The organism is Motilimonas eburnea, assembly GCF_021295345.1.
Classification (GTDB): domain Bacteria; phylum Pseudomonadota; class Gammaproteobacteria; order Enterobacterales; family CBDFNC01; genus Motilimonas; species Motilimonas eburnea.
This window is the reverse complement of sequence record NZ_JAIMJB010000055.1, coordinates 1-1,045: the sequence shown is the minus strand read 5'-3', so window position 1 is coordinate 1,045 and position 1,045 is coordinate 1. Positions and strand designations below refer to the sequence as shown.

General features: G+C 46.0%; 1 protein-coding gene. It reads right to left on the bottom strand.

Annotated features, from left to right (window positions below):
• Positions 1-20: 20 nt before the first annotated feature.
• Positions 21-1,045: ISAs1 family transposase (locus K6Y21_RS21065; RefSeq protein WP_233073909.1), on the bottom strand; the 1,025-nt coding region annotated here is incomplete at its 5' end.

The window sequence follows — 1,045 nt, the reverse complement described above, 5'->3', positions numbered from 1 at the left end:
CAGGGCAACCGCATGAGTGCTCATATTTCAACCAACTGACTCAATCCCGCACTCAACACTGCTTCTAAGAAGCTTGTTTTCATCCAAGCTCGCTTTTGTTTTGCGGGAATACTGCCCTTTGACGGCTCGGCTCTGAGCATATTCAGTGAGAGCTGGCGTAACATTGCCCAGTTCTCGGCTGCGTGGTTTTGGTAAATTTGGCATTTATCTTCGCTCATGCTGACATCCAATACCCAATGCAGACTGTTCTCTATGCCCCAATGAGCTCGAACGGCATGCGCTAGTGAAGCTTCATCAAGCGTGGCTGAGCTGATGTAATAGCGGTATGTCAGCTCAATTTCTTTTCCTTTTACCTGCCTGAAGTTCATGCATAACCCTAATGTTTTCAGTTGTGGCCAATCAGGGAAATCATCAGCGATAGTGCCAGCTTCTTTCACATAGTGAACGCGACCTTCCACTCTACCTTTATTGGTTTCAATCACAAGGCCATCCAGTGGCTGAGCTCTTTCACTGGCAAATGCAGCTGCAACCGCTGCATGTAAACTTCCTTGATTCGATTTGAGAGCAAGCAAGTACTCGCCTTGACTGTCTACAATTTGCTGAGCAATCGCTGTCTGACAACCCATCGCGTCAATAGAAACGAGCGCACCTTCTACATCTAGTAACCGAATAAGCTCTGGAATAGCTTTGATTTCATTAGATTTCTGCTCAGTTTTTATTTGCCCAAGTACGAGCTTGTTGGCACAAGCAAATGCATTCACCATATGAATGGTTGAACATCTATCTTCACGATTATAGGAGCCTCGCAGCGTCTTACCATCGATAGCAATTACGTCACCGTTAGATAGCTCATGAACGGCTTTCATCCAGTTAATAAAACATAGGCGAAATTGTTCAGGGTCGATTCTCGAAATAATACGGGCGATAGTGTCGTCTACCGGCACTCCATCAACGAGAAAGCCATGCTCTTTAAACCAATCGTGGTGGCCTTCAGCATAGTCGTGGATTTCAGACCATCCTTCGGCACCAGCGATTACTCCACATA